A 21,355-nucleotide genomic window follows, 5' to 3' on the forward strand; every position below is an offset into this window, starting at 1 on the left:
AGGCCACCGTCTCCGCAAGACCCTGAGAGGCCAACACCGTCGTGATCGCCGCCGTCAACGTCGTCTTACCGTGATCGACGTGACCGATCGTACCCACGTTCACGTGCGGCTTTGTGCGCTCAAACTTTTCCTTACCCATGGCGGCTCGAATGCCTCCTGAAGTGCTTGCTGCCCGGGAACACCGGGACGTGGATATTTCGGGTCTAGGCTAAGAAGCTCTACCGTCGAAATGAACAACGATTATGGAGCCCACGACCGGATTTGAACCGGTGACCCCTTCCTTACCAAGGAAGTGCTCTACCCCTGAGCCACGTGGGCCAAAGAAGGCCGAGCGCTCTCCTGGACCGAACCCAGGACAGCGACATCGGCCTAACCCTCCAACTCTAGCCGTCTCCCTCGCCGACTGTCAATGGCGAAGGGCGAAAGCTCCTCTTGAGCGCTGCCCGCGAGGGCAGCGGAGCGCGATTGTGCCAGATCTGAATTGGGAAGTCCAGAACCGACGAGATCACGTCCGAGAGGAGTTGGAGCGGGAGACGGGATTCGAACCCGCGACCAACAGCTTGGAAGGCTGTGACTCTACCCCTGAGTTACTCCCGCTGGTTGGTGGAGGCGGATGGATTCGAACCATCGTAGGGAATTCCCGGCAGATTTACAGTCTGCTGCCTTTGTCCACTCGGCCACACCTCCCCGAGACCTGCCACCGGACCGCCAACCTGGAGCCGGCACCCGGAATCGAACCGGGGACCAACTGTTTACAAGACAGTTGCTCTACCTCTGAGCTATGCCGGCCAGTGGACCCGGTTCCCGCACACAGCGATCCTGCCACCCGCGCGGGACCGGCAGTCTAGCGGTTCAAGGCGACGCTGGCAAGGCCTCTCCGGCGCCTGCGAGGGCGGCCTCGAGGGCGACCGAATCGACCCCGAAGGCGGCGTGGAAGTTGCGCTCGTCGCCGGCGACACGACGAAACAGCTGCGGCGCGGCGCGTAGCCATTGGTCCTCGACGGTCCAGCGCGGAGCCAGCGAGACGACCGCATCGATCCGCTCCGCCCGCAGTCGCCGGAGCCAGGCTTGGCGGTCGGCGCGCTCGGCGATGGCGGTTTCGTCGCGATAGTCGACGACCTCGCCAGCCGCGGTGATCGGCACGTAGAAGACCTGGTTCTGCAATCGGCTGCCGAGCAGCGGGTAGCGATACCAGTTGTGGCCTAGACGATCCCAACCGGCGGTCACCGCCAGGCGCAGGGGACGCGGCCCGTCGAGGGCCTGCCAAAGGGGCCAGGCCCCGGCGTAGGCGCCGTGCAGCCGATGGAGATGGAAGAGGGGCGGACGTTCGGCCGCAGCGCGGTAGATCTCATAGCGATGGCCCTGCCGAACCTGCTCCAGGGCCGCCGTCCCCAACCCGATCAGCAGCGCCGCCGACACGATGGCGACCCGCGTCCCGAGCCACCCCAAGGCCAGTCCTCGCCGAACGCCGGCAACGACGGCGATGGCGACGACGGCGAGCGCCAATACCACCGCCAGCGGAACGGCCTCGCTCGCCGACCAGGCCCGAGGTCGCGCCAGCCAGGCGCCGCCGATCACCGCCAGCCAAGCGAGGGCGCGAGCCCAAGGACCGCGGAAGCCGGCGGCGAGGATCGCCAGCGCCGCCAGCCCCGGCAGAAAGTAGCGTCCGGTGGTGGCCGCCATGGTGGTGGTGCGGATCAACACCATGGCCGGGCTCAAGAACAGGGCCAGCGAGACCACTGCGACGAGCGCGAAGACCCCTCGTTCGAGGCGCCGGCCGGAGCCGGCGAAGGCCACGATGGCCAGCAAGGGCAGGATCACCAGGGCCGGACCGGGACCATTGAAGGCTCCGCCCAAGGGCGCGAACAGCAGGAGAGCGGCCGTCGCGAAAGGTCCCGCCAAGGTGTCGACCACGCCGGCCAGGGCTTCCGGCGCCGCCAGCGGATGCCCCGACCAGCCGAAGATCTCCAGACCCACCGGAAAGATCGGCGACCCGGTTTCGAGCCAGCTCCGCAAGTAGGGCGGCACGGCGACGCCGACGGCCCCGAGGGCGAGTAGCTTGCCGCGCCCGGTGAGCGAGCGGGCCGTGAAGAGAAAAGAAACCGCCAGCACCGCGACCGCCGGCACCAACGTCAGCTTGGCTCCGGCTCCGAGCCCGAGAGCAGCAACGGTCAAAACTCCGTCCAGCGACCGGCGAGTGCGACGCCAGCGGCAGAAGAAGAGGGCGCCAAGGGCAAAGAAGGCCAGGCCGGCGAGGTCGACATAGGCACTGCCGAGATAAGTCAGGGCGGCGGGGCTGGCGGCCACCGCGGCAGATGCCAAAAGGCTGCCGCGACGCCCGGCACCGAGCTCCCGAGCGGTGCCGTAGAGCGCCACCTGGCCAAGCCCCCAGAAGGCGAATCCGACCAGCGGCACCAAGCCGTCACGGTGGGTCGGCAGTAAGCTCCAGGCATAGAGCGACTCGACCAGCGGCGACAGGTACTCGTAGGCTCCCCCGGTGTCCGGCGCCGGCTCGCGAGCCCAGCCGCCGGTCTGCACGAAGCGACCGGCCTTGTAGAGGTGATAGGTCAGCGCGTCCCAGGCCAGCGGCGGCGCCGCCAGGCTGCGCAGCAGCCGGAGCGAGGCGACGGCCAGAACGCCACACCACAGCCAGCCTTCGGGAAGAGCCCGGAGGCGCTCGAAGAGACTTCGCCATCGCAGCCGTTGGCCACCCCGCCCCCAGCGCCAGCCGACCAGGGCCAGGAGAAGTACCCAGAGGACGGCACCAGCACGATCGAATCGCTGCACCGCCGAAAGCGTCCAGAAGCCGGCGACGGCCCACCAGAGCAGGACGAGGGAAACCGCCGACAGGACCACCAGCGGCGGCGCTCCAGGCAAGCCGCGAGCCACCGGCGCCGAGCCGACCAGAGTCCGACCGAGACGAAGAGAAAGGCGGCCGCTGCGCCGGTCGCCACCGCCAGCAGCTCGGCCGGATTCAGGGTTTCGGCTCCTCGCCGAGGCGCTGCCGAACGGCCTCATAGAGCACCGCCGCGGCGGCGGTCGCGAGGTTGAGGCTCTCCACCCGACCGCGCATCGGCAGGCCGAGGATGTCGTCGCAGAGGTTCCGGGTACGGGCGCGCAGCCCCTTCTCTTCGCCACCGAAGCAGAGCACCGCTTTGCCGCGCAGATCGACCTCCCAGGGCGCCTTGCCGCCGGCGGCCAGGCCGTAAACCCAATAGCCGTCCTGCTGCAGTCGCTCGATGACCTGCGCCGAGTTGGTGATGCGCTCGACGGGCAGCCACTCGCTGGCGCCGGCGGAGGTCTTGATCGCCGCGGCGTTGAGCGGCGCCGAGCCGCGATCCCGTACCATCAGCCGGCCGACTCCGGCCCCTTCGGCGACGCGCAGCAGAGCGCCGAGGTTGCGCGGGTCCTGAACATCCTCGACCAGCACCTGGAGCTCCGGATCGGACCGCCGCTCGGCGGACTGACCGCCGGCGGATCGCCGCCCGGCCTTGGCGCGATCGCCGACCAGCTCGGCGGCGAATCCGTTGTGGACCCGCCCTTCGAGACGGTCGCCATGCAGTCCTTCGAGGGGGATGCCGAGGCGCTGGCAGAGGCGCTCGATCTCCCGCCGGCGAGAGCCGCCGCGGGCACTGGCCACCATCACCTTGCGAACCTCCGAAGCCTGGCGCCGCAACGCCTCGCGCACCGGATGGTAGCCGTAGATGAACATCTCGAGGGGAATCGCGACCGGAACGGAACGCGACCCGTGGCCGGAGCCTAGCCCGGGCTAGACCTCCATGATCGCCGCTTCCTTGGCAGCGAGGGCATCGTTGATCTGCTTGATGTAGTGATCGTGGAGCTTTTGCATCTCGTCGTGGCCGCGGTGCTCGTCGTCCTGGCTGATCTCCTTGTCCGACTCCATCTTCTTGAGGCGATCATTGCCCTCGCGCCGCGCCTGGCGGATGCCATTGCGGCTCGACTCGGACAGGTCGTGGGCCTTCTTGACGAACTCCTTGCGCCGCTCCTCCGTCAGGGGTGGGATCGGGATGCGGATCACCGACCCGTCATTCGACGGATTGAGTCCGAGGTCAGCCTGCATGATGGCCTTCTCGATGGCACCGATCTGGCTCTTGTCGTAGGCCTGGGCGACGATCATCGTGGGCTCCGGGACGCTCAATCCGGCGAGCTGATTGAGCGGCGTCGGAGTCCCGTAGTAGTCCACCGTCACGCCATCCAGCATCGAGAGGGATGCGCGACCGGTCCGCAAGGTCTTCAGTTCGTGGTGCAGGTGGTCTACCACCTGCTTCATCTTGATCTCGATCTCGCGAAACAGCTCTTGCATATGTCCTCCCTCGGTGGAAAGGCCGTTAACGACAGGAGACAAAGATCTTCTCGCTGCCGGAGCGCTCTGTCAATCGCTGCGCCGGCCGAGGCTCAGGAGGTCACCACCGATCCCACCGCCTCACCGCGCACCACACGGCCGGTACTGCCGCGGTCGTGGAGGTCGAAGACGGCGATCGGAATGCCGTTGTCGCGGCAGAGGCTGATGGCGGCGGCGTCCATCACCCGCAGATTGCGCTCGAGGAGCTGCTGGTAGGTGACCTCCGGCAAGAGCTCGGCCTGCGGATCGAGGCGCGGATCGGCGCTGTAAATGCCGGCGACATTGGTCGCCTTGAGGAGGATGTCGGCGTTGATCTCGTTGGCGCGCAGCGCCGCCGCACTGTCGGTGGTGAAGAACGGATTGCCGGTGCCGGCCGCAAAGATGACGATGCGCCCCTTCTCGAGGTGGCGCAGGGCCCGCCGTCGAATAAAGGGCTCGGCGACGTCACGCATGTCGAGGGCGGTCTGCACCCGCGTCGTGACGCCGCACTTCTCCAGCCGATCCTGCAGGGCGAGGGCGTTGATCACCGTGCCCAACATCCCCATGTAATCGCCGGTCACCCGGTCGATGCCGCGGTGGCTCGCCGCCAGTCCGCGAATGATGTTGCCGCCGCCGATGACGATGGCGATCTGGACTCCCAGCTCATGGACTTCGCAGATGTCTTCGCTGATCGAAGACACCATGCTCTCGTCGATACCAAAGGACTGGGAGCCCATCAGGGCTTCTCCCGAGAGCTTCAGCAGGATGCGCCCGTATTTCGCCGCTTGCGTCATGGTGCGATCTTCGGCTCGCCGGTCAGGCGCCCATCTGGGCCTGGACCTCGGCCGCGAAGTCCTCGGAGCGCTTCTCGAGACCCTCGCCGAGGAGGTAACGCTCGAAGCGGCGCACCTTGATGTTCTCGCCGATCTTGGCGACCTTCTCGGAGATCATGTCGCCGACGGACTTGTCCGGATCTTTGACGAAGGCCTGCTCGAGGAGGCAGTGCTCGGAGTAGTACTTGCCGATCTTGCCTTCGACGATGCGGTCGACGACCTGCTCCGGTTTGCCGGCATCGATCGCCTGCTGGCGGAAGATCTCGCGCTCCTTGTCGAGCAGACTGGACGTCACTTCGCCACGCTCGATGAACTTCGGCTGGGCGGCGGCGATGTGCATGGCGATGTCCTTGATCAGCGCCTGGAACTCATCGGTGCGAGCCACGAAGTCGGTCTCACAGTTGACCTCCACCAACACGCCGATCTTGCCGCCGGCGTGGATATAGCTGCCCACGGCGCCTTCGGCGGCGATCCGGCCGGCCTTCTCGGCCGCCGCCGCCAAGCCCTTCTTGCGCAGGTACTCGGCCGCCGCCTTGAGGTCGCCCCCGGTCTCCATCAGGGCCTTCTTGCAGTCCATCATGCCAGCGCTGGTGCGCTCGCGAAGCTCCTTGACCATCTGAGCGGTCACTTGCATCGTGCAGTCTCCTTCGTCTCCCGGCGACTTCGCCGGACAAAAGAAAAGGCCAGACCGAGCTTTGTTCGACTGACCTTTTCTCTTCAGCCCCTCACCCATTGAACACAGGCTCGGGCTCTCTGGTGTCTGGTCTTCCTAGGCGGAAGCTCCGCCCTCGGCCGCCGCCGGGGCGGCATCCTTGCTGCGAATCATCTCCGCCTGGTCGAGGCGCTGAGATCCCTCGAGGAAGGCGTCGGCGAGCTTCGAAGCGAACAGTCGGATCGACCGAATCGCGTCGTCGTTGCCCGGAATGATGAAGTCGACCAGCTCGGGGTCGCAATTGGTGTCGACGATGGCGATCACCGGAATGCCGAGCTTGTTGGCCTCCGCCACGGCAATGCCCTCGCGCTTCGGATCGACCACGAACAGGGCATCCGGAACCCGCTTCATCTCGCGAATACCATCGAGGTTGCGGGCCATCCGGTCGCGCTCGCGCTCGAGCCGCAGACGCTCCTTCTTGGTCATCGAGCTGGCCTCGTCGGCGAGGCGCGCTTCGATCTCGTGGAGCTGATCGATCGACTGGCGAATGGTGGTGAAGTTGGTCAACGTGCCACCCAGCCAGCGGTGGGTCACGGAGAAGCCACCACAGCGCTTGGCCTCTTCGGCGATCACCTCTTGGGCCTGGCGCTTGGTGCCCACGAAGAGCAGCGTCTTGCCGTTGGCCGCCAGGGCCCGGACGAACTCGACCGCATCGTCGACCATCGCGAGGGTCTTCTGCAGATCGATGATGTAGATGCCACTGCGCTTGCCAAAGATGTAGCGCTTCATCTTGGGGTTCCAGCGCCGGGTCTGGTGCCCGAAGTGGACCCCCGCTTCCAGCAGCTCTCTCATACTGACTTCGACCATCGCCATTACCTCTTGCTGAACTGGAAGCGAGCCCGGGCGCCCTTCTGACCGTACTTCTTGCGCTCCTTCTTGCGAGGATCGCGGGTCAGCAGGCCGGCCGACTTGAGCCGGTCCCGCAGCTCGGCGTTGTACTCGAGCAGCGCCCGGGAGATGCCGTGGCGCACAGCGCCCGCCTGCCCGGTACTACCACCGCCCTTCACCGTGACGAAGATGTCGAACTTCTCGACCGTCTCGGTGAGCTGCAGGGGCTGCTTGATGACCATCTTGTGAATGTCGTTCGGGAAGTAGGTGTCGAGGTCACGACCGTTGACGGTCACGTTGCCCGATCCCGGCCGAAGGAAGACCCTCGCCGCCGCCGTCTTGCGGCGTCCCGTTCCGTAGTACTGAGTGTTGGGGCTCAAAGCGCTCTCCTTCTAACCTTCCCTATCCTGCCGCCTGGGCGGTGAGCTCGAGGACTTCCGGCTGCTGGGCCGCGTGCGGATGCTCGCCGCCAGCGTAGACCTTGAGCTTCTTGCCCTGCCGACGACCGAGGGGGCCCTTCGGAAGCATGCCGCGGACCGCGAACTCGATCAGCTTTTCCGGCTTGCGCTGGCGCAGCTCGGCAGCGGTCTGCTGCTTGAGGCCACCCGGCCGGCCACTGTGGCGGTAATAGATCTTCTGTTCTTCCTTGCGCCCGGTGAGGACCGTCTTCTCGGCATTGAGGACGATGACGAAATCGCCCGTGTCGAGGTGCGGCGCCCAGGTCGGCTTGTGCTTGCCCATCAGAATGCGGGCAACCCTCGCCGCCAGTCGGCCCAGGGAAACCCCCGCCGCATCGACGACGTACCAGCGCCGGTCGATCTCGGACAGCTTGGGGCTGTAGGTTCTGCTCATCGTCCTCTCCATCCAACTCTTGATTCGCCGTCGTGGCAGACCAAAGCCAGCCTTCGCGGCGCAAAGGGTCCTCGATCGTAGGCGGTCGGAATCCGCCTGTCAAGAGTCCGTGCCCCAAGGGGCAAGGCGAATCCGACGAGCGGTCCTGCCGGAGGATGAGACGCCACCGACCCGGCGGCCGCGGCGCAAGAGCCGGAACAGTAACACGAAGGCCGAGCCGCGGGAACCCCCGAGAGAAGGCCGCCCCAAGACCGTGTCTCGACGGCAGATGCGAGTCGCTTCTAACCTCCCTCGACCGCCCCCAGTCGGCGCCAGGCCTGGCCGCGATGTCCGTGGCGGTTCTTCCAGTTCTCGCCGAGCTCGGCCACGGTCTCGGTCGCCCCGTGCGGCATGAAGACCGGATCCCAGCCAAAGCCACCGGCGCCTCGTCCCGGAAGCACCAGGGTGCCGTGGTCGGAGCCCACCGCCACCCGCGAACCTTCGGCATCGCGGTAGAGGACAGCGCAGCGCGCTTCGGCGCGGGCGTCGTCGAGGGCCAGCACGGTGCGCGCAATGCCCTCGGGGCCGATGGCCGCCAGCATCCACTTGACCAAGGGGCCGGGAAATCCTCCGAGGGCGGGCAGGAACAAGCCGGTCTCCTCGACCACCAACGGCCGCCGCAGGCGACGCCAGGCTTCATCGCCCTTCGCCTCCAGCACCGCGAGGAGGTCGAGGCTCTGGATCTCAGGCAGATCGACCGCTTCGGTGGCCACCGGAAAGCCCAGAATGTTCTCCGCTTCCCGCGCTTTGTTGGGATTGCCGGTCACCAAGACGAAGTCCCCCGCAGGGACCGTCACGATTTTCCCCGCAAGTCGGCCACCAGCGCCTCGACCTGCTGCTCGAGGGCGGCGAGATCGCCGTCGTTGTCGATCACCCGGTCGGCCGCCGCCCGGCGCGGCGCGCCATCGCCCTGGGCCACCAGGCGAGCCTGCGCCTCGGCCTCCGTCATGCCGCGCGCGATGGCCCGCCGCAGCCGCGTCTCGTGGGCCGCTTCGACGGTCACCACGAGGTCGAAGTCCTCGTCGTAACCGGCCTCCACGAGGAGCGTCGCCTCGAGCACGATGGGCCCCTCCGCCGCGGCCGCACGGCGGGCGAACTCCTGCCGCACCAGCGGGTGGATGCGGGCCTCGAGGGCGTGACGCAGATCCGGATCGGCGAAGACGCGGGCCGCCACCGCCGCATGGTCGACGGCCCCCTCGGCATCGAGGGCGGCCTCGCCGAAGAGCTCGGCGATCGCTTTCGCACCGACCTCGCCGGGACGGTAGAGATCGGCCACCAGGCGGTCCGCATCGACCACCTCGACACCGGCGCGGCGCAGCATCTCCGCCACCGTCGACTTACCGCTCGCCAGGCCTCCGGTGAGGCCGACGATCCGGGGCCGGGTCATCGCCCCTGGCGCCGGCGCGCCGCCTTCAGGGTGTTCGAGAGCAGCATTGCCACGGTCAGCGGACCGACCCCTCCGGGCACCGGCGTGATCGCCTCCGCTTTCGGCCGGACGTGGGTGAAGTCGACATCCCCGACCAGCACGCCGCCGCGCTTTTCGAGGGTCGCCAGGCGCTTCTCGTCGCCCGGGAAGAGGCGCTCGACCTCGGCCCGATCCTCCACCCGATTGGTGCCGACATCGACCACGATGGCGCCCTCGCGAACGTGGTCGGGGCCGATCATCGCCGGGCGGCCGACGGCGGCGATCAGGAGATCCGCCTGACGGCAAACGGCGGCCAGATCGCGGGTCCGCGAGTGGCACACGGTGACGGTGCAGTTCTCGCGCAGCAGGAGGGCCGCCATCGGCTTGCCGACGATGGCGCTGCGCCCCACCACCACGGCCCGCCGGCCGGCGAGGGGAATGTCGTAGCGCCGCAGCATCTCCATCACGCCGCTCGGCGTCGCCGGCGTCAGGGCGTCCTGGTCGAGCCACAGGCGACCGACGTTGACGGCGTGGAAGCCGTCGACGTCCTTCGCCGGATCGACCCGATCGAGGATGTCGCGCTCGTCGATCGCCTTGGGCAGCGGCAGCTGGACCAAAAAGCCGTCGACGTCATCGGCGGTATTGAGCTCCTCGACCTTGGCCCGCACCTCCTCCGCCGAGGCGGACGCCGGCAGGCGAATCGACACCCCCTTCATGCCGGCCTCTTCGCAGGCCCGCGTCTTCATGCCGACGTAGACCTTGGAGGCGGGATCCTCGCCCACCAGCACGACCCCCAGGCCCGGCGGCCGGCCACCGGCCGCCACCAACTCGCGCACTCCTTCGGCGACCTCGCGGCGAATCTCCGCCGCCACCGCCTTGCCATCGAGAATCTTGTCTTCGATCTTCACGTCGTACCCCTGTAGAGGCAGACCGTTCCGCCTGCCAGGTTCTTGTAGGTCAAGTTTTCGAATCCGGCCGCCGCCATGTGGTCGAGAAACTCCTGCCGCTGGGGAAAGCCGACCACCGAGTCGGGCAGGTATTTGTAGGCCGAGCCGCGCGGCGAGACCAGGCGACCGATGAACGGCAGGACGCGCTGAAAGTAGGCCAGGTAGAGGCCGCGCAGCAGGCGATTCTCGGGTAGCGCGAACTCCAGCACCACCAACCGACCGCCGGCCTGCAGGCTGGTGGCGAGCTGGCGCAGGGCGGCATCGAGGTCGGAAACGTTGCGCAACCCGAAGGACACGGTGGCACCGGCGAAGCGCCCCTCCGAGAAGGGCAAGGCGAGAGCGTCCGCCGCCAGCGGCCAAGGCCCCGGCGAGGTCACGGCGGCGAACTTGGCGCGCGACAGTGCCAGCATGGGAACGCAGAAATCCGCCGCCGCCACCCGCGCCCCCCGGCGCCCCGCCCCGAGGGCCTGGTCGCCGGTGCCGGAGCAGAGGTCGAGAATGCGCTCCCCAGGCCGTGGCTTCAGGGCCGCCGTCGCCCGCCGCCGCCACAGAAAATCGAGATTTCCGGTGAGCAGATGGTTGAGCAGGTCGTAACGCGGCGCCACGCCCGCGAACATGTCGCGCACCGCCTGCGGACTCTTGTCGACGGACGGCGGTGACTCGGTCATTTCCCGCGATGAAGTCATCGATTGAGGACTCTTGGCCGAAGGCGGCGCACCGCCACCTAGAGGGCGTAGTCGCTGCCGCCCATCAACGCGAGCATGATCGCCTTCTGCACGTGCAGTCGGTTCTCGGCCTGGTCGAAAATACGGCTCTGGGGGCCATCGGCGACCTCCGCCGAGACCTCCTCGCCGCGATGCGCCGGCAGACAGTGGAGGAACACCGCGTCGTCCGCCGCCCGCGCCATCAGGGCCGAGTCGACGGTGAAACCGGCGAAGTCGGCCAGGCGCTTCTGCTGCTCTTCCTCCTGCCCCATGGAAGCCCAGACGTCGGTGTAGATGCAGCTCGCCCCGGCCACCGCCGCCGCGACGTCGCTGGTCACCTCCACCCGGTTTCCGGCGGCGGCGGCATCGCCCTCCGCCAGTTGCCGATAGTCGGCCGCCGGCTCGTAACCCGCCGGGCAAGCGATGGTGATGTCCATCCCGACCTTGGGCGCCCCCAGCATCAGCGAGTGGGCCATGTTGTTGCCATCGCCGACATAGGTGATCTTGCGGCCGGCGAGATCGCCGAACACCTCGCGCAGGGTGAAGTAGTCGGTCAGCCCCTGACAGGGGTGGAGATCGTCGGTCAAGCCGTTGATCACCGGAATCGAGCCATGCTCCGCCAGACCGGTGACATCGCCGTGGTCGAAGGTGCGCGCCATGATGCCGTCGACGTAGCGCGACAGAACCTGGGCGGTGTCGGAGATCGGCTCTCCCCGACCGAGCTGAATGTCGCGACTGGAGAGAAAGAGCGCGTGGCCGCCGAGTTGGAAGGTTCCCGCCTCGAAGCTGACCCGGGTGCGGGTGGACGACTTCTGGAAGATCATCGCCAGCGTCTGACCGGCCAGAGCGCTGCGGTAGGCGCCGGGATCGGCCTTGACCGACTCGGCGAGATCGAACAAGCGGGCCACCTGGCCCGCGGCGAGGTCATGGATGGAAATGAGGTGGCGCAGGGACAAGTTTCGAATCCTCCTGGAGCCATTGCGCGCGGTCTCGCGGCGGCGGCACCATGCTGACATTCGGTCCGGCCGGCTCGGCGCGCCGGCCTTTCCGAGCGGTCGGCCCACGGGGTCCGACCCTGGAATAAGCGATAGATCCGGCGGGCGGCATCGAGCGACCGCGCCCTCCGACGAGTCGCCCCGTCAGGGGGCGAGCCGGGTTCCTCCCTTGCCGGCCATCGCCGCCGGCAGGGTCTCGATGTCGGTGATCAACACTTCCTTGCCGGTGGACTCGACGAAGTCGAGGGCCGACTCGATCTTGGGCCCCATGCTGCCGACCGGGAACTCGCCGCGGTCGAGCAGCTCCCGGGCCTCGGCGGCGGTCAGATGGGGCAGCGCCTGCTCGTCCAAGCCACCGAAGTTCTTGCGCACCTCGGGAATGCCGGTGAGATTGATCAAGAGATCGGCAGCCAGGTCGCGCGCCACCAGCGCCGCGGTGCGATCCTTGTCGATCACTGCCTCGACCCCCACCAGCTCGCCGGCATCGTCACGCACCACCGGAATCCCGCCGCCGCCGCCGGCGATCACGATGTCGCCACGGTCGAGCAGGGTGCGCAAGGTCGGCACCCCGAGAACCTCCAGCGGCCGCGGGCTCGGCACCACCTTGCGCCAGCCCCGGCCGGAGTCTTCGACCATCGTCCAGCCGTGATCACGCTGCAAGTTCTGGGCGCGGTAGCGCGAGAAGAAGGGGCCGACGGGCTTGGTGGGCGCCGCGAAGCCGGGGTCGGCGCGATCCACCACCACCATGCTGAGCAGCGTGCTGACCTCGGGCCCGGAGCCGTCGGCGATCAGGCGATTGCGCAGCGCCTTTTCGAGCAAGAAGCCCATGCTGCCCTCGGTCTGGGCGACGGCGACATCGAGGGGGCTGGGCGGAATCTTGTTCGCCGCCTCCTCCATCTGAATCAGCACCTGCCCGACCTGCGGTCCGTTGCCGTGCACCACCACCAACTGGTAACGCCGGTGCACCAAGTCGATGAGCCAGCCGGCGGCGGCATCGGCCCGCCGGCGCTGCTCCTCGATGACGCCGAGATCGTCCGAGCGCAGCAGGGCATTGCCGCCGAAGGCGACCAGAGCCAGGGGACGCGGCTGGTTCACCGAGAGCCTCGTTCGAGGGCCATGGTCATGCAGCGCGGCCCACCGCGGGCGCGGGACAGCTCATTGCCTCCCAGGGTGACTACCGTCGGCCCGTGGCCGACCACCGGCTCCCCTGCCGCCACATCCTCCTCTCCGACCACTCGCCAGCCGCGGCGATCGAGCTCGTCGAGGGTGTAGCGGTTGCGGCGGTAGAGCAGGATCACCCCGGGCTCGATGGCGAAGGCGTTGGCGCCGTCGGTCCACTGCTCGCGCTCCTGGTGCAGCAGCTCGGCGCCACCGCAGGGCAGGATCTCGACCTCCAGGCCGACCTCCGCCAACGCCCGCACCAGCGAGGTCTGGACGGTGAAGGCGAGCTGTGGGGCATCGAGATCGACGCGGTAGACGTGCGCCGACTGAGGCGTTCCGGGATCGATCACCGGCGGAAAACCGAGGCACAGATCGCGGTCGATGAAGGTGAAGACGGTGTCGAGGTGCATGTAGGAACGACGTCGCGGAAGCTCGACCACGATCAGGTGACGGAAGCTGGTGTCCTGGCAGCGCAGCGACTCGGCAAGAGCTTCGACCCCCCAGCGATTGGTGCGCTCGCTGACCCCGATCAGGATCACCTCGGGGCTCGGAACCAGCACGTCTCCGCCCTCGACGGTCGGATAGGGATAGGTCGGATCGAGGGTCGGAGCGGCGCTCGGCAGGCCGTCGATGGCGGCGAGGGACTCGAAGGCCGGCGCCAGCTCCGGATGAAAGCTGAACAAGGTGCGGGCCAGCAGCGGCTCACGGCCGCGGGCGGTGGTCGCCATCGCCGAGATCATCACCTGGCGGCCGAGCATGATCTGGGGATCCCGCTGGAAGAAGTAATTGGGCAACGGATCGAGCAGGAAGAAGCGTCCGGAGGATTCCCGGTCGGGATCCGGCAGCCCTTCGATCAGAGCCGAAGCCAGCTCCTCCGCCGGCAAGGCTCGCAGCACCCCGATCGTGGCGGCGTCGAGATCCGACAGCTCGCCGAGCACGAAGTCGCGGGCACCGTCCTCGGCGAGGGCATCGGCGAGCAGCTCGCCGGCGCGCAGCACTTCGACGCCGGCGCGCTCCAGCACAGTGCAAAACAGGCCGTGCTCGCGCCGCGCTTCGGCACCGTAGAGGATGTCGTCGAAGAGCAAGCGCTCCATCATCGACGGAACCATGCGATCGACCTCCAGACCGGGACGGTGAACCAGCACCGTCTTGAGGGGGTCGAGCTCCGATTCGATGCAGATCTTCATGGTGGGTTTCGCCGTCGAGGGACGGGCGACTGGCCGAAACTATATACCAGCCCCGACCCGGTCCGGGACGGCGTCGGAGGGCTGCGTCGGGCCCCTTCGGGAAGCCCTCCGAAGAGCCTCTCGGGAATCGCCCGGCGGCCGCTCCCGAAAGCCTTCGCGAGGACTGCTAAACTGCGCCGCCATGGCCGCCGAAAGCCCGCAGAATCCGCTCCACCAGCGCTACGCCTCCCGCCCGATGGCGGCGATTTTCTCCGCCCGCAACCGCTATCGCACCTGGCGCCGCATCTGGATTGCCCTGGCCGAGGCCCAGCGCCAGCTCGGCCTGCCGATCAGCGCCGAGCAGATCGCCACCCTCGAAGCCCGCCGCGACGACGTCGACCTCGAGCGCGTCGCCGAGCTCGAGCGCCAGACGCGCCACGACGTGGTCGCCCACCTGCGCCACTACGCCGAGCAGACCGGCGACGCCGGCGGCATCCTGCATCTCGGGGCCACCAGCGCCTTCGTCACCGACAACGCCGATCTCCTGCTCGCCCGCCAGGCCCTCGAGCTGCTGGTCGGTCGGGTGGCGGCGGTGCTGCGCAACCTGGCCGACTTCGCGCGCCGCCACCAGGACCTTCCGGCCCTCGCCTACACCCATTTCCAGCCGGCCCAGCTCACCACCGTCGGCAAGCGGGCGGGGCTCTGGCTGCAGGACTTCCACCTCGACCTCGAGGAGCTGCAACACCGCATCGCCAACCTGCGCTGCCGCGGCGCCAAGGGCACCACCGGCACCCAGGCCAGCTACCTGACACTGTTCGACGGCGACCACGACAAAGTACGCCAGCTCGATCACCTGATCGCCGAGCACCTTGGCTTCGCCCGCCGCGCCGCCGTCACCGGCCAGACCTATCCCCGCAAGCAGGACAGCCAGATCCTGGCGGCCCTCGCCGGCATCGGCGAGAGCTGCCACAAGATGGGCACCGACCTGCGCCTACTGCAGGGCGTCGGAGAGCTTTCGGAGCCCTTCGACCAGCACCAGGTCGGCTCCTCGGCAATGGCCTACAAGCGCAATCCGGTGCGCGCCGAGCGCATGTGCGCCCTCGCCCGGCGCCTGATGACGGACGCCCTCAACGGCCCCTTGAATACCGCCACCCAGTGGCTCGAGCGCAGCCTCGACGACTCCGCCAATCGGCGCTTGGTGATTCCCGACGCCTTCCTCACCGCCGACGCCGTCCTCGGCCTCGCCGCCCACATTGCGGAAGGTCTGACGGTACGCGAAGGAGCGGTCGCCAGCCGCGTAGCCCGCGAGCTGCCCTTCATGGCCAGCGAAACCCTCCTCATGCAGGCGGTGCTGCGCGGCGGCGATCGCCAGGAGCTCCACGAGCGCATTCGCCAGTACAGCCTCGAGGCCCAGAGCCGACTCGAAGGCGGCGGCAGCAACGACCTCATCGAGCGCATCGTCGGCGACGGCGACTTCCGCCTCGAGCGCGCCGAAGTCGAGAGCTGGCTCGACCCCCAGGCCTTCACCGGCCGATCCGGCCAGCAGGTCCGGGAGCTCCTCAGCGAAGTCATCGAGCCAGCCCTCGACCAGCTCACCGCCGCCGAGATCGAAGCGCCAAGGATCTAGTGTTTCAGGGGGGCTAAAGGCGCCCCCCTCGCCCGCACGCACATGTCGTGCGGGCTCACCCCCATCCTCGGCGGCTTTTGCCGCCGCCTCGCGCTTTCGCCCTCGGAAGCCGCCTGCTCGTTAGCAGACGGCTGCTTTCTGCCGATTAGTTACTTCGGGGCTAAAGGCGCCCCCCTCAGGCGCACGCACATGTCGTGCGCCTTCACCCCTCGCCGGCGCCCCCGTCCTCAGCGGCTTTGCCGCTGCCTCGCGCTGATCGCGCTCGAAGGCGTCTGCTCGAATAGCAGACGCCCGCTTTCTGCGGATAGGCTATTCCGGGTCCAGAGGCGCCACCCTCGCCTGCGCGGCCCGGGCGAACGCACATGTCGTTCGCCCTCACCCCTCGCCGGGCGCCCCTCGCCGGGCGCCCCTATCCTCGGTGCCTCCGGCGCCGCCTCGCGCTTTGCGCTCGGAAGCTGTGCACTGGGTTAGGACACGGCTGACTGCTGCGACAGCAGTTCGAAGGCGGAAGCGACCCCAAGCACAGTAGAATCTCCTCCCGATGGATCGTCCGCGCTTCATAGCCGGCGCCCTCGGCGCCCTCCTGCTCCTCGCCGCCTGCACCGGCCCGACGCCGACCCCGCGACGTCCGGGCAAAGTCTTCGAGCGCGGCATCGCCTCCTGGTACGGCCCTGGCTTCCAGGGCCGGCCGACGGCCAGCGGCGAACGCTTCGACACCCGCGACATGACGGCGGCCCACAAAACCCTGCCCTTCGGCACCGTCGTCGAAGTGCGCAACCTCGACAACGGGCTGCGCGTCCAGGTGCGCATCAACGACCGCGGCCCCTTCATCCGTGGCCGCATCATCGACCTCTCCAAAGCCGCCGCCGAGCGCATCGAAATGGTCGGACCGGGCACCGCCAAAGTCGAGCTGGCGCTGATCGAGCCGCCCGAAGCGCGCTACTACACCGTCCAGCTCGGCGCCTTCCAAGAATCCCACCGCGCCGAAAGCCTCGCCGCCGAAGTCGGCGCCAGCTTCCAAGGCGCCAGAGTCGAGCGCAAAAACGGCTGGTACCGCGTCCGAGTCGGAAAATTCGACGACCGCTGCGACGCCGAAGACCTCCGAAGACGCCTGAGATCCCGCGGCTTCGACGCCCTCGTCGTCACCCTCTAGTTTCCCTCCTCCCAGGCCCTCCCTACCTCACCTCCAACGGGCCCGCGGCGGCCCTTAACCCACCTCCCGCGGGGGCTCGAGCGCAGCCACCGGGGGACGGTCGGCGGCCCTAAGTCCACCTCCCCCCAGGCGTCCCTCGCCCTTCTCAAGAAAGGAGCCGTCTAGGCCCTGGTGAGCGAGCACGGAGCGCAGATGTCTGAGCGCCACAGACAATCCCGAAGCCACCAAACCAAAAACACCGACCACCCCATCGAAGCCAACAACAGACGCGCGAGTTCCGAGCACCGCGCACAGCCACCAGGGACTAGACGGCGGCCTTCAGGCATCGTCCTTTGCAGCAGGGCCCTCGACACAGGGGCTCAGCCGGCGGCCCTAAGCCCACCTCTACCAGGCAGCCCTCCGTAGTTTCCAAGAAAGGAGCCGTCTAGGCCCTGGTGAGCGAGCACGGAGCGCAGATGTCTGAGCGCCACAGACAGTCCCGAAGCCACCAAACCAAAAACACCGACCACCCAATCGAAGCCACCAATAGACGCGCGAGTTCCGAGCACCGCGCACAGCCACCAGGGACTAGACGGCGGCCCTCAGGCACCGTCCTCTGCAACAGGGCCCTCGACACCGGGGCCCAGCCGGCGGTCCCGCCAAGGAACCGTCCGCCCACGGGACCATGAATCTGTTCAGAAAAGGAAAAGCTAAGAACCGTCGAGGGCCGCCAACCACTCCTTGATACCCCGGTCCAACCGCGACCGATCGCGATGCCGCGCCAGCGCCGCCTCCACCAACCGTCCAACCAAAGCCCCCAACGGCACCCCCGAAAGGCCCCAGAGCCGCGGATACATCGAAATACTCGTAAAGCCCGGCAGCGTATTGATCTCGTTCAGCCAGAGCTCCTCGCCCTCGAGAAAGAAATCCACCCGCGCCATGCCGTGCCCCCCCAACGCCGCAAAGGCCTTCACGGCGCAAGCTCGCAAACGCTCCGCCACCCCATCGGGCAACGGCGCCGGCGCAATCAGCTCTGCCGCGTCGGTCAGGTACTTGTCCTCGTAATCGTAAAAATCGCCACCGGGGACGATCTCCCCCACCACCGAAGCCTCCAGCTCCGGATACCCCAGGACCGCACACTCCAGCTCACGACCGGCGACACCGCGCTCGATCACCACCGCCTCGTCGAAGCGCCAGGCGAACTCGACGGCGACGGCGAGATCCGCCGCCTCCACCACCTTGCGAATGCCGACGCTCGAGCCGCCGACGGCGGGCTTCACGAACCAGGGTGAACCGAGGCGCCGAGAGCGTTCCGCCACCGCGGTCGCCGACTCGCCTCGGCGCGCCGACTCGTAGTCGACCACCGGGACTCCCGCCGCCGCCAGAATGCGCTTCGCCGCCAGCTTGTCCATGGCGACGGCGCTCGCCGCCACGCCCGCCCCGACGTAGGGCAGATCGAGCATCTCGCAGAGTCCCTGGAGGGTGCCGTCCTCGCCCCAGGTGCCGTGAACGATTGGAAAGATGACCTCCGGCGGCGAGGCGAATCGCGCCGCCAACGAAGGAGCGATCGCCTCCCCGCTCGGCGCGATAGCCTCGATCTCGCCGGCCAGAGCCGCCGCCGCGACCTGCGGCGAAGCCCAGCTGCCATCTTCGGCGATCGCCAGCGGCCGCACCACGTAGCCGGCCGCCTCCAGCGCCTGGGCGACCGTCCGCGCCGAGCGCACCGAAACCCGGTGCTCGACACTCCGGCCGCCGAAAACCAAACCGACCTCGGTCATCGTCATCCTCCTCGCTCCCACGATGGCTACCGCCGATGGCCAAAGGATGGCACAACCGTGGCAGCTCCGCGGTCCTGAAAGACCAACGGGCGAACCGGCTCAGCGTCCCAGATCGATCTGCCGCACCGCCTCCACCTGCGCATCCGCCAGCACCCGCTCGAGGACCTCCGCCGGCACTTCGCTGTCGATGCGCAGCACCGCCAGCGCCTGCTGATTGGCCCGGTCCCGGGCCAGGTGGATGTCGCCGATGTTGACGCTCGCCTCGCCGAGGAGAGTGCCGAGACGCCCGATGACCCCGGGCACGTCGGCATTGCGCACCAGCAGAAGGCGGCCGTGGGGGCGGAACTCGAGGCGCTGATGGTCGAGGAACACCACCCGCGAATCGCCTTCCCCGAAGAAGGTTCCGGCGACCTGACGGGTGCCCTCGGTGCCGCGCACCTCGACCTCGACGAGCTGCGGATAGCCCATCGAGCCGCTGTGAACCGAGCGCACTACCTCGATGCCGCGCGAGGCCGCCACCCGCTCGGCGTTGACGAAGTTGAGGGACTCGCCGAGGAAGGGCGTCAGGGCTCCCTTCAAGACCGCCACTCCTACCGGTAGCTGGAGATTTTCTTCGACCCCCCAGAAGCGCACCTCGATGCCTTCCAGACCGCCATCGAAGAGCGACCCGGCCAACCGCCCGAGGCGCTCGCCGAGGGCGAGATAGGGCTCCCCTCGCACCCCGGTCGAGGCGAACGGCAGGTTGACCGCGGTCACCGCCAGAGAGCCGCCGAGGGACTCGAGGATCATGTGCGCCGTCTGGGTCGAAATGCGCTCTTGCGCTTCGCGCGTCTGGGCCCCGATATGGGGCGTCACCACCACCTTGGGATGCTGCACCAAGGTGAGGTCCTCGACCGGCTCGCGCGAGAAGACGTCGAGGGCAGCACCGGCGAGGTGCCCCTCGTCGAGCACCTCGACCAGGGCCTGCTCGTCGACCACGCCGCCGCGGCCACAGTTGATCAGCAGAGCGCCCTGGCGCATGCGCCGCAAGCGCTCACCGTCGAGTAGATGGCGGGTGGCATCGGTCAAGGGGGTGTGCAAGGTGACCACGTCGCTGCGCTCGAGCAGCTCGTCGAGATCGAGCAGCTCGACCCCCAGGCGTTTGGCCGCCTCGTCCCCGAGGAACGGATCGTAGGCCAGAACCTCCATCTCGAAGGCCCGGGCCCGCGCCGCCACCCGCTGACCGATGCGCCCGAAGCCGACCACGCCGAGGGCCTTGCCGGAGAGCTCCACGCCGACGAACTTCTTGCGCTCCCAGGCGCCACCGCGCAGCGAGGCGCAGGCGTCCGGAACCCGCCGGGCGAGGGAGAGCAGCAGGGCGAAGGTGTGCTCCGTCGCCGAGATCACGTTCGCCGTCGGCGCATTGACCACCAGGATGCCACGCTCGGTGGCGGCCTTGACGTCGACGTTGTCGACGCCGATGCCGGCGCGACCGACCACTTTCAGGCGCTTGCCGGCATCGAGCAGGTCCGCCGTCACCTGGGTCATGCTTCGCACCACCAGGGCGTCGAAGTCCGGCAACAGCTCTGGCAGGCGATGGCGCTCCTCCGCCGGCAGCAGGTGAACGTCGGCGCCGGAGTCACGCAGAATGGCGATACCCGCCGGGTCGAGGGGGTCGGAGATCAGGATACGGTACACGTCGATGGTCCTCTAGGCTGACCACACAGGGTCCGCCAGCAATTGGTCGAGAGCGGCCAGCAGGGGCTCGAGATCCGTCGCACGGACCTCCCCCATGTGGCCGATACGAAAAGTCTTCGGCTTCCATTGGCCATAGCCACCGGCGACGGTCCAGCCGTCTTCCGCCAGGCGCCCGAGGAGCTGGCGCGGAGTCCAGCCGGCGGGTGCTTCGAGGCAAGTCACGGTCGCGGACCGTACGCCGTCGGCGGCGGCCAGGGTCAGCCCAGCACGGCGTGCCCAGGTCGCCACCTGGCGCGCCAACTGGCGGTGACGGCGCCAGCGCTCCTCGAGCCCTTCGGCGCCGATGCGAGCCAGTTGATGCTCGAGGGCATAGACCACGGACACCGCCGGGGTGGTGATGGTGCCACCGCCGCGATGCTTGTCGGCATAGCGCAAGAGATCGGTGTAAAAGCCGCGGTGGGGCAAAGCCCGACAGCGCTCGAGGGCGCGCGCCGACAGACTGACCAGGGCTAGCCCCGGCGGCACCGCCAAGGCCTTCTGCGAGCCCGTGACGACGACGTCGAGGCCCCAGCCGTCGACCTCCACGGGAGCGCCACCGAGGGAAGAGACGGCGTCCACCAGCAGAAGGGCGTCACTTTCCTCTCGCACCACCCGGGCAATCTCCTCGAGCGGGTTCATCACCCCGGTCGAGGTCTCATTGTGCACCACCGTGACGACATCATAGGAACCCCGGCGCAGGGCTTGGCGCACCAGCTCCGGATCGATGCCCTGACCCCAGGGGACGGCCACCTGGTCCGCCGCCTTGCCCAAGCAGCGGGAGATTTCGAGCCAGCGCTCGGAAAAGGCGCCACCGGTGAGGTGCAGCACCTTGCGCTCGACCGTCGAGACGATGGCGCTCTCCATCATCAGCGTCGAGCTACCGGTCGCCACCACCACTTCGCCGGCGGTGCGGAACACCCGCTGCAGTCCTTCGGCGACGGTGGCGTAGGTCTCCTGAAAGGACGGCGAGCGGTGTGCCACCACCGGTTGCGTCATGGCCTGCCGCGCCGCCTGCGGGACATAGGTCGGGCCGGGGAGAAAGAAGCGAATGGGCTCTACCGGTTCCATCGGACCTTCGGGCTGAGCGCCGCGCCGGCGGGTGCCGTCACGGAGCGAGA

General features: G+C 68.2%; 21 protein-coding genes and 4 tRNA genes. 2 read left to right on the plus strand and 23 right to left on the minus strand.

Going from position 1 to position 21,355, the window contains the following annotated elements:
• The 20 genes from AAF604_17405 to AAF604_17500 all read right to left on the minus strand — a co-directional run.
• On the minus strand, positions 1–139 hold a 139-nt coding region (locus AAF604_17405; GenBank protein ID MEM7051451.1), incomplete at its 3' end, for a GTP-binding protein.
• A 104-nt stretch (positions 140–243) separates the two neighbouring features.
• A tRNA-Thr gene (locus AAF604_17410) sits at positions 244–318 on the minus strand.
• Positions 319–522: 204 nt separating this feature from the next.
• A tRNA-Gly gene (locus AAF604_17415) sits at positions 523–597 on the minus strand.
• Positions 598–601: 4 nt separating this feature from the next.
• Positions 602–687: transfer RNA gene (locus AAF604_17420), tRNA-Tyr, on the minus strand.
• Positions 688–714: 27 nt separating this feature from the next.
• Positions 715–789 (minus strand) — tRNA-Thr (locus AAF604_17425).
• Positions 790–852: 63 nt separating this feature from the next.
• On the minus strand, positions 853–2,889 hold the full coding sequence (locus tag AAF604_17430) for a glycosyltransferase family 39 protein (protein ID MEM7051452.1): 2,037 nt from the start codon (positions 2,887–2,889) through the stop codon (positions 853–855).
• Between the two features lie 85 nt (positions 2,890–2,974).
• Positions 2,975–3,712, minus strand: coding sequence for an RNA methyltransferase (locus tag AAF604_17435; protein MEM7051453.1), 738 nt, complete (start codon positions 3,710–3,712; stop codon positions 2,975–2,977).
• A gap of 57 nt (positions 3,713–3,769) precedes the next feature.
• Positions 3,770–4,324: a ribosome recycling factor gene (gene frr, locus AAF604_17440; protein MEM7051454.1), complete on the minus strand. Its 555-nt coding sequence runs from the start codon at positions 4,322–4,324 to the stop codon at positions 3,770–3,772.
• A gap of 92 nt (positions 4,325–4,416) precedes the next feature.
• The gene (pyrH, locus tag AAF604_17445; protein ID MEM7051455.1) at positions 4,417–5,136 is read right to left on the minus strand and encodes a UMP kinase; all 720 of its coding nucleotides are present in this window, start codon (positions 5,134–5,136) and stop codon (positions 4,417–4,419) included.
• A gap of 22 nt (positions 5,137–5,158) precedes the next feature.
• Positions 5,159–5,809 carry a translation elongation factor Ts gene (tsf, locus tag AAF604_17450; GenBank protein MEM7051456.1) on the minus strand — a complete coding sequence of 217 codons (651 nt, stop codon included), beginning with the start codon at positions 5,807–5,809 and terminating at the stop codon, positions 5,159–5,161.
• Positions 5,810–5,944: 135 nt separating this feature from the next.
• Entirely contained in the window at positions 5,945–6,694 is a 750-nt protein-coding gene (gene rpsB / locus AAF604_17455; GenBank protein MEM7051457.1) for a 30S ribosomal protein S2, read from the minus strand.
• A gap of 5 nt (positions 6,695–6,699) precedes the next feature.
• Complete coding sequence (gene rpsI, locus AAF604_17460; protein MEM7051458.1) at positions 6,700–7,095, minus strand: 30S ribosomal protein S9; 396 nt, start codon at positions 7,093–7,095, stop codon at positions 6,700–6,702.
• Positions 7,096–7,117: 22 nt separating this feature from the next.
• Positions 7,118–7,567 carry a 50S ribosomal protein L13 gene (rplM, locus tag AAF604_17465; GenBank protein ID MEM7051459.1) on the minus strand — a complete coding sequence of 150 codons (450 nt, stop codon included), beginning with the start codon at positions 7,565–7,567 and terminating at the stop codon, positions 7,118–7,120.
• A gap of 281 nt (positions 7,568–7,848) precedes the next feature.
• The gene (locus tag AAF604_17470; protein MEM7051460.1) at positions 7,849–8,403 is read right to left on the minus strand and encodes a non-canonical purine NTP pyrophosphatase; all 555 of its coding nucleotides are present in this window, start codon (positions 8,401–8,403) and stop codon (positions 7,849–7,851) included.
• Positions 8,400–8,993 carry a dephospho-CoA kinase gene (coaE, locus tag AAF604_17475; protein ID MEM7051461.1) on the minus strand — a complete coding sequence of 198 codons (594 nt, stop codon included), beginning with the start codon at positions 8,991–8,993 and terminating at the stop codon, positions 8,400–8,402. The genes AAF604_17470 and coaE overlap by 4 nt, the downstream gene beginning before the upstream one ends.
• The gene (gene folD, locus AAF604_17480) at positions 8,990–9,919 is read right to left on the minus strand and encodes a bifunctional methylenetetrahydrofolate dehydrogenase/methenyltetrahydrofolate cyclohydrolase FolD (protein ID MEM7051462.1); all 930 of its coding nucleotides are present in this window, start codon (positions 9,917–9,919) and stop codon (positions 8,990–8,992) included. The genes coaE and folD overlap by 4 nt, the downstream gene beginning before the upstream one ends.
• Entirely contained in the window at positions 9,916–10,644 is a 729-nt protein-coding gene (locus tag AAF604_17485) for a ubiquinone/menaquinone biosynthesis methyltransferase (protein MEM7051463.1), read from the minus strand. The genes folD and AAF604_17485 overlap by 4 nt, the downstream gene beginning before the upstream one ends.
• Before the next feature lie 38 nt (positions 10,645–10,682).
• The gene (argF, locus tag AAF604_17490; GenBank protein ID MEM7051464.1) at positions 10,683–11,618 is read right to left on the minus strand and encodes an ornithine carbamoyltransferase; all 936 of its coding nucleotides are present in this window, start codon (positions 11,616–11,618) and stop codon (positions 10,683–10,685) included.
• Positions 11,619–11,801: 183 nt separating this feature from the next.
• Entirely contained in the window at positions 11,802–12,752 is a 951-nt protein-coding gene (locus tag AAF604_17495; protein MEM7051465.1) for a carbamate kinase, read from the minus strand.
• Positions 12,749–14,005: an arginine deiminase family protein gene (locus AAF604_17500; protein MEM7051466.1), complete on the minus strand. Its 1,257-nt coding sequence runs from the start codon at positions 14,003–14,005 to the stop codon at positions 12,749–12,751. Before AAF604_17500 ends, AAF604_17495 begins: the two co-directional genes overlap by 4 nt.
• Positions 14,006–14,186: 181 nt before the next feature.
• On the opposite strand from AAF604_17500, the gene purB reads away from it, so the two are divergent.
• Entirely contained in the window at positions 14,187–15,611 is a 1,425-nt protein-coding gene (purB, locus tag AAF604_17505) for an adenylosuccinate lyase (GenBank protein ID MEM7051467.1), read from the plus strand.
• A gap of 541 nt (positions 15,612–16,152) precedes the next feature.
• Positions 16,153–16,764: a septal ring lytic transglycosylase RlpA family protein gene (locus AAF604_17510; protein ID MEM7051468.1), complete on the plus strand. Its 612-nt coding sequence runs from the start codon at positions 16,153–16,155 to the stop codon at positions 16,762–16,764.
• 689 nt (positions 16,765–17,453) lie between these two features.
• On the opposite strand, the gene AAF604_17515 is transcribed toward AAF604_17510, so the two are convergent.
• The 3 genes from AAF604_17515 to AAF604_17525 form a co-directional block, all read right to left on the minus strand.
• Positions 17,454–18,521 (minus strand): D-alanine--D-alanine ligase family protein, encoded by a 1,068-nt coding sequence (locus tag AAF604_17515; protein ID MEM7051469.1) that lies wholly within the window; start codon positions 18,519–18,521, stop codon positions 17,454–17,456.
• Between the two features lie 99 nt (positions 18,522–18,620).
• Positions 18,621–20,198 (minus strand): phosphoglycerate dehydrogenase, encoded by a 1,578-nt coding sequence (gene serA, locus AAF604_17520; protein ID MEM7051470.1) that lies wholly within the window; start codon positions 20,196–20,198, stop codon positions 18,621–18,623.
• A 12-nt stretch (positions 20,199–20,210) separates the two neighbouring features.
• The gene (locus tag AAF604_17525; protein ID MEM7051471.1) at positions 20,211–21,305 is read right to left on the minus strand and encodes an alanine--glyoxylate aminotransferase family protein; all 1,095 of its coding nucleotides are present in this window, start codon (positions 21,303–21,305) and stop codon (positions 20,211–20,213) included.
• Positions 21,306–21,355 lie beyond the last annotated feature (50 nt).

Source organism: Acidobacteriota bacterium (genome assembly GCA_039028635.1).
In the GTDB taxonomy this organism is placed as follows: domain Bacteria; phylum Acidobacteriota; class Thermoanaerobaculia; order Multivoradales; family JBCCEF01; genus JBCCEF01.

Bases quoted from the DNA above. Each gene is read 5' to 3' on its own strand.
- AAF604_17435 (MEM7051453.1), bottom strand. From the start codon at position 3,712: ATGTTCATCTACGGCTACCATCCGGTGCGCGAGGCGTTGCGGCGCCAG.
- purB (MEM7051467.1), top strand. From the start codon at position 14,187: ATGGCCGCCGAAAGCCCGCAGAATCCGCTCCACCAGCGCTACGCCTCC.
- AAF604_17515 (MEM7051469.1), bottom strand. From the start codon at position 18,521: ATGACCGAGGTCGGTTTGGTTTTCGGCGGCCGGAGTGTCGAGCACCGG.
- tsf (MEM7051456.1), bottom strand. From the start codon at position 5,809: ATGCAAGTGACCGCTCAGATGGTCAAGGAGCTTCGCGAGCGCACCAGC.
- AAF604_17510 (MEM7051468.1), top strand. From the start codon at position 16,153: ATGGATCGTCCGCGCTTCATAGCCGGCGCCCTCGGCGCCCTCCTGCTC.
- pyrH (MEM7051455.1), bottom strand. From the start codon at position 5,136: ATGACGCAAGCGGCGAAATACGGGCGCATCCTGCTGAAGCTCTCGGGA.
- rpsB (MEM7051457.1), bottom strand. From the start codon at position 6,694: ATGGTCGAAGTCAGTATGAGAGAGCTGCTGGAAGCGGGGGTCCACTTC.
- frr (MEM7051454.1), bottom strand. From the start codon at position 4,324: ATGCAAGAGCTGTTTCGCGAGATCGAGATCAAGATGAAGCAGGTGGTA.
- AAF604_17500 (MEM7051466.1), bottom strand. From the start codon at position 14,005: ATGAAGATCTGCATCGAATCGGAGCTCGACCCCCTCAAGACGGTGCTG.
- coaE (MEM7051461.1), bottom strand. From the start codon at position 8,993: ATGACCCGGCCCCGGATCGTCGGCCTCACCGGAGGCCTGGCGAGCGGT.
- rplM (MEM7051459.1), bottom strand. From the start codon at position 7,567: ATGAGCAGAACCTACAGCCCCAAGCTGTCCGAGATCGACCGGCGCTGG.
- AAF604_17525 (MEM7051471.1), bottom strand. From the start codon at position 21,305: ATGGAACCGGTAGAGCCCATTCGCTTCTTTCTCCCCGGCCCGACCTAT.
- AAF604_17485 (MEM7051463.1), bottom strand. From the start codon at position 10,644: ATGACTTCATCGCGGGAAATGACCGAGTCACCGCCGTCCGTCGACAAG.